Annotated in this window: 7 protein-coding genes; all 7 read right to left on the reverse strand. The window is 33.0% G+C overall.

The genetic code is table 11. The annotated features are described in order from the left end of the window. Positions 1–3: 3 nt before the first annotated feature. Complete coding sequence (locus SLH46_RS21005) at positions 4–1,254, reverse strand: hypothetical protein (protein WP_320283192.1); 1,251 nt, start codon at positions 1,252–1,254, stop codon at positions 4–6. Then, on the reverse strand, positions 1,247–1,747 hold the full coding sequence (locus SLH46_RS21010; protein WP_320283193.1) for a hypothetical protein: 501 nt from the start codon (positions 1,745–1,747) through the stop codon (positions 1,247–1,249). Before SLH46_RS21010 ends, SLH46_RS21005 begins: the two co-directional genes overlap by 8 nt. A gap of 19 nt (positions 1,748–1,766) precedes the next feature. Further along, on the reverse strand, positions 1,767–2,174 hold the full coding sequence (locus tag SLH46_RS21015; protein ID WP_320283194.1) for a hypothetical protein: 408 nt from the start codon (positions 2,172–2,174) through the stop codon (positions 1,767–1,769). Positions 2,175–2,239: 65 nt separating this feature from the next. Further along, positions 2,240–2,773, reverse strand: coding sequence for a hypothetical protein (locus SLH46_RS21020; protein WP_320283195.1), 534 nt, complete (start codon positions 2,771–2,773; stop codon positions 2,240–2,242). Next, positions 2,770–3,975, reverse strand: a complete 1,206-nt coding sequence (locus SLH46_RS21025) for a hypothetical protein (RefSeq protein ID WP_320283196.1) — start codon at positions 3,973–3,975, stop codon at positions 2,770–2,772. The genes SLH46_RS21020 and SLH46_RS21025 overlap by 4 nt, the downstream gene beginning before the upstream one ends. A 2-nt stretch (positions 3,976–3,977) precedes the next feature. Further along, entirely contained in the window at positions 3,978–5,918 is a 1,941-nt protein-coding gene (locus SLH46_RS21030; protein ID WP_320283197.1) for a type II secretion system protein GspD, read from the reverse strand. A 5-nt stretch (positions 5,919–5,923) separates the two neighbouring features. Continuing rightward, a complete protein-coding gene (locus SLH46_RS21740) occupies positions 5,924–6,259 on the reverse strand; it encodes an ATPase, T2SS/T4P/T4SS family (protein WP_442873575.1) in 336 nt (111 codons plus the stop codon). Positions 6,260–6,322 lie beyond the last annotated feature (63 nt).

Raw genomic sequence — 6,322 nt, forward strand, 5'->3', positions numbered from 1 at the left:
TATCTACTGTAATCGAGTAATAATTTCAGGATATTGTATATCGGAAGCTAAGATTCCAGGAAAAAGATATGTTTCTGGCAGAGAGAATCGATCAACAACCGCGTTAAAAAGGTAATTAATATGCAGGCCTGAGTTATCGTTTATTTCAAAAGAATTACATAAAATTTGTCCATAAACAATCCCATGGTGCTCAATGGAACCATGGGTTATCACCTGACCTTCTATTCGAGAACCGGAACTGATAAATATACTTGGATTAAGTTTTGTATCTCCACTTTGATAAATTACACCTTGGAAGACTACATTCTCTGAGATGTTTATTTGCGAATCTTTTGTTGAATTTGTTATTAATGCACTTGGGTAAAGAAGTTTTACACCAGAAGCCAGATTTATAAATTTGTCAGCAAAAGCCTGTACGCATCCTTTAAATCCTGGTTTGAATTTTATTGCGGGAGCAACTAAAATAATATTGTCAAGATTTGATGATGGGTCTATTTCAATTTCTGACGCTGAAACTACTGCAATATTTCCTTTTAACTGAGATTGTAGCAAAATTGACTCTTGACTATAAAGAATTTTCATTTGGTTGTGAAATGAGTTTTCCATTGCTTTGGGAACTTCTTTTACCTGTTCTATTTTGGTACCAAGTAAATCATAAACTTGTTGGAGTTTAGGATTAATATTGTCATCAAGTGTTGGGAGTTTAGACTCACTTCTATAGGTTTCTCCTGCTACAAGGCTACTTCCTGAATACCCGATTCGGTTATATGTGCCTGCCTTGATTCCTTTTGATGGAAGCCATGCATTACCGTTTATCTCTGTAGCTCCTGCTAAAGTCAGAGCTGTAGGACTACTATTGCACACGTAGAGTGCTAAATTATTTTGCACTCCAGCATAGCCGATTAATTGGTTGGTGTTGTGTCTGATTTTATTAGAATAAGCTTCTATCGATAATAGATTATATATTCCCCAAGCTCGTTTGGAAATTGTAACAGAATCCCTACCTTGATGAAATAAATCGGTAGAAAAAGAGGAGTTCAATGGTATAGAAGAGATTTTATTGTTCAAGACATACTCAAGTGCAGATTGAGCATTTAATTCCACGCGGTAAGAGTTTTTAGCTTGTATCCATAACAGGTTGCTGTAATATGCAAGTAATATTGCTGCCATACAGAACAATGCTAAAATTAAACTGATTGATAATGTAAGCGGCAATATTCCCGCAGAAATTTTTTTGTCAATTATTTTACTCATTGTCCCGTTTTATATCAATAACCTTTTCGTTCCATTTTATTCGTATTGAATCATTCCAGAGATTAATCACTTCCAAATTGTTAACGTGGTCGCCAACTTCAACCAAATACTGTTTTCTGCCGGTTCGAATGAAACCTACTTTTTTTTCAGTAGTTGGATTGAAAATCATTCCTGAATAGGTAATTGTTGGTATATGGTCTGTAGTAACAGGTAATTTAGTCCTTTTTACTTTCTTGGATGCGATGTCATTGTTATTCTTTACATCTTTTTGAGACTGGTTCCTGTTTTTTTCGACAAAAAATGGATCGGTATAGTTCAGTAAGAGCTGGAAGTCTGTTTTTTCGGATGATTCCTGTTTCCTATTGACTATCTCCGGTTGATTGGCAATGTCCTTATTATTTGGATTTCGTAATGACAGAAAACGAACTATAATCAACGACCAAATTAATATTACTGCCAGCAATAACATATACATCGTCCTTTTATTCTTCATTTCCGTTCTCACTGCAATTTCAATTGTTATTATCTTCCGGAATTGTGTCAGTGACTAATTCAATTCTAAAGGTTAAGTATTTATATTCAGTGTTATAGTAACTATTGCTTCCAGAAATTCGCCATTCATAATTTCCTTGGGGTATTTCGGTTACATAACTGTTGTTATTTGTTATGGTATCAATCACGAACTTTTCCGCCAAATTAAAAGTTGGGGATACTATTTGAATATGATAGCGTGTTGCACCTACTACCGGATCCCAAAGAAAACGTACCTCAGTTTCTTTAAGAATGCTGTTGTGATGGGGAGCGATGATATTCAAATCTTCATCAGATATATCAAGAGATAGAATATCCTCGCATCCAGCCATAAAGATCAGTAGAACGAAGAATAATCCCAAGAGTTTTATATTTGTATAAGTTTTCATTTACAGCTATTTGTGATAATATATTATTTTAGAACTTACTTCAAGTTCTATTTTTTATTAACTACTTAGTAGTTTTGAATCATACTTTGTACTATTAATTTTAACCTTAATTCATCAATCCTTTTTTTTCTGTTTTTAACTATTTCAAATGATGACGATAAAATATACCCATATCTCATTTTTCGTTCAAGATGATTAAGGGTCTCTACAAGGGTTTTGAATTCGCCGGTAAAATCAATTTCATAAGTACTAATTGTAATTCCGTTTTCCTTTTTTTCATCAATGCGTTTGATCCCCTTAATCGTTACTGTATTTATGTTATCTGTTCGAGCTACCTCATCGAAGATTCGCTGTTGAATTTCACTGAGACTCACTTCTGATAATAGGTTTTTATTCCATATGTCAATCTTTGTTTGTAAACTATCAATTTGAATGGGAGCAGTTTGCGCCATTAAAATTCTTTTATCAAGATTTCTTATAGATTTAGTAACTTCAATGGTTTTATTTATTGACAAAACATAGGTAAACAACAATAGTAAGATTGTACCTGCTAAAAGAAACAAACTCTTTTGATGATATGAAAATCGATCTAACTTCATGGTTGAATTACTTTTAGGGTAAAACTGAAATGCCCTTTTTCATCGTAATCATTCAGTTCGAAAACCTGATTAGTGATTTCCTGGATAAATGGTTGTTTTTCAAGAGCTATAAGCCAATGATTAAGTTCGGATGATGAATTACATATGCCTGAGATATTAATAATGTTTTCCCGAAAATGAATCACATTTTTTCGTTGATCATTTGCAATTGGATTAATCACCAAAGAAGATAGTTTTATGTCTTTAATAATAGTTGCGGCTATTCTGTCTGCGTAGTAAGAATAGTATTTATAATCATTAAGATTTAACTCTCCTAAAAACTTTTGCTTATCCTCAAAGTCTTGTTCTAATTTATCAAGTTTAGTTAGTTGGCTTTGGTGATGAAGTAATATCTGTGAACGTTTATTAAATTCATCCGTTTTAACTTGGAGGATTATAAAATTTAGAAGCAGGATAAAAAGAATACTGCCTAGACTTAAAGGTAATCCTTTCTTTACAAATATTTTGTGTTTATAATTTATTGCTAACTGTTTCCAATCACTTTTTATTAGATTTAGATTTGCCTCATTTAAACTGATGGATGCAATAACGTTTGAATAGGGAAGAATAAGATCGGATTTAATCTCAGTTGTGCCGATTTTAAGAGTAGCCGTGTCCTTTATATCTATGGGCAAAATTTCTGAAATTCCTTCATTATCAAGTTTAATCCTATAGTTATTGATTAGAAACTCCTTTTTCTGATTATAATCGATATATTCAAGCATGTGAGAAAAGCAGTAAGCCTCCAATGATATTAAGACGATACTAATTTGTCTATCATAAAAGGATGAAATAAATTTCTCAAAATTTTCTTTTCTAATTACGGATAGAAATTTAAAATTACCTGACTGAAATAGCTGAACATGAAACTGTTCTATATCCGGGACATGAATTATTTCATCAATAGGGACTTTAGAATTAAGTTCTATTCTTTTCGATAAAATATTATCACTGGAATAACTTAAGCTTACCGGGATTTCACCAATTTCAATTTCATCGAGTTTTTCAAGTGAATTCATCCGGTGTTCCTGTAAAATATTCAGAACTCCTTTTTTATATTCCAACAAAATTGCACTTAACCTCACGATTCCATTTGTTTCATCAACATGGATTCCCCAAACCTTTTTAAACCTGATTATATGTGAAACAATGTTATCAATCATTCTTAAAAGACAATTTCAGGACTAATTAGAATTAAAAGCTTACTTTCAGAATTCTTAGTGGTGCTTCTACTAAACAACCATTTTATTATTGGGATCTTAGAAAGAAATGGTGTCCCGGAATGAAGCTTTTCTTTCGATACTTCTTCTAATCCTCCCAAAAGAATAGTTTCCTGGTTTAAAATCCTGATCTGAGAAACAAATTTGCGTGTAGCATTACCTGGTGGGGCATCTTCAATTTCTGGGGGAATAAAGTCAGAAAATTCGGCTTCTATATCAAGTGTGATATTATCATTTCCTGAAACAATAGGGATAATCTTTATTGAAAGATTTGCGTCAACTTTATTAAAACGTGGGCTGGTAGTAATAATCGGATTTACTCCTCCTGTTACATTTTGAGTACTTTCTTTGTAATAAACAGAACGGCCAATTGTCATTGTTGCTTCATGCCCATTTAGTGTAGATAATTTTGGTGTTGAATTTACTTTAATGTTACCATTTTCCTCAAGAGCCTTTATTGTAAGGTAAAAATTTGGATTTACTTTACCGAGATTAATGAAGTTATTCATATGTATCTTTTCGAGGAATGAGTTTATTGTGTTTGCTCCAACAGTTACATCAACATCAGGGAAAACATTTCCCCGGGTTGTTTTGGTTGAGTCTCCGAAAGCAGCAGATATTCCAAAATCAGTTGTTTTACTTTTATTAACCTCAATCACCATGACGCTAATCATTATATTTGGTACAGGTTGATCTAGTTCTAGTAATAATTTTTCAACCTCTTTTATTCTACTAGAACTCCCACTTAGAATTAGCGCGTTTAATTCTTCAAAGGGCAATACTTGAATGTCTTCTATTAGTTGAGGAGGAATTGAGGCCTGAATTTCCCACATAGTACGGTATTGAAACTTAACAAGTTTCGTAGTTCGAAAGCCTTCGTCGAGGCGATTCCCAATAATGAATACATCTTTTTGGTTAATATAGGTGTGATTGGTTCCTCTTAGTAAAAATTCTAATAAGTCAGAAAAATTTATATTGTTAACTTTAAGAAAAGTCGATCCTTCAGGAACAGAGAAGAATATGTAATTTTTATTTGATGTGTAGGCTGCTTCATTTATGATATCTGCGACTGGAATGTTTATTGCTTCTACATTAAGTAATGAGTCGTTAGTTAATTCAATGAATAGGTTATCGGGAAAGTCATTTTTTCTTGCTTGAGCATTTTTATTGGTTTGCCCACGAATTCCTGCTCCTCTTATAGTAGTTGGCGCTTCTTCGGCAGATTCCGTTTTGTTCAAAATATAAAAATCATCTTCTTCACTCTTCTCTAATTTAAGGTTATTTGCAAAAGCTATTTTCTCTAAACCAATATCAAAGGATACAGATTTTATCAGCCCATTCATTGGTTGTTCTTTAACACTTGGTGCAAGTATTATATTTTTCCCGGAGATTGTTGTTAGTTCACGAACAAACGAGGTTATACTATCATTTTTTAAATCGACAGTTAATAGATCCTTTTCATTGTCATAAATTATCTTAGGCGTAGGGTTTGTAATCGGAATCTCTTCTTTTTGAGGAGCTTTATAAGGATAAAAAGACATGATGCTCCCAATAAAATCGATGTCTAGCTCATATTTTTCACATAGAAAAAGGATTAAATCCTTTACTGAGACATTTGTAAAATTATTGGTAACTTTTGCTTTAATGTCTGGAGATACGCTAACATTTAACTCATATGCTTCAGCTGCACCACGAAGTAATTCCTGAATCGTTGCACTAACAACCGAGAATTCAGCCATTTCATTAAGACCCGGGACTTCTGATTGTGATAATCTGGTAAGCGTAGAATCGATCTCAGTAAGATGTTCTTTAAACTCTTCCTGAGAAACAACAATAAATGGTGCCAGAAAGAAAAGTATAACTATAAATATTGGTTTCTTCTTCATATTTCTTAATCAGCAAAAAGTAAACTATATACTTCGGTTACAGATGTCTTTCCTGTCATGACGAGGTTAAATGCCTGTTCCTGAATTAATTCTATGCGGTTTTCCTTAAGGTATTTACCAACAGCCAGATTCGTTGTTTTTATACTTTCACGCAATTCTTCATCGATACTGATAACCTCAAAAATTGCACAACGCCCTTTATAACCTGTATGATAACAATCCTCACATCCGTTTGCGATAAAATGGTGTTCAGGAATACTCTCAGTTTTAAATGATTGAGGTAGGATGTCGGGGCTGAATGTTTTTTTGATCTTACAGTTATTGCATAAAACACGAACCAGTGTAAATCTTCAGCCTAATTTGGACACGTTGGTATAAAAATTAAGAGATGGTTTTCTTAATTT

Source organism: Draconibacterium sp. IB214405 (assembly GCF_033963885.1).
Classification (GTDB): Bacteria; Bacteroidota; Bacteroidia; order Bacteroidales; family Prolixibacteraceae; genus Draconibacterium.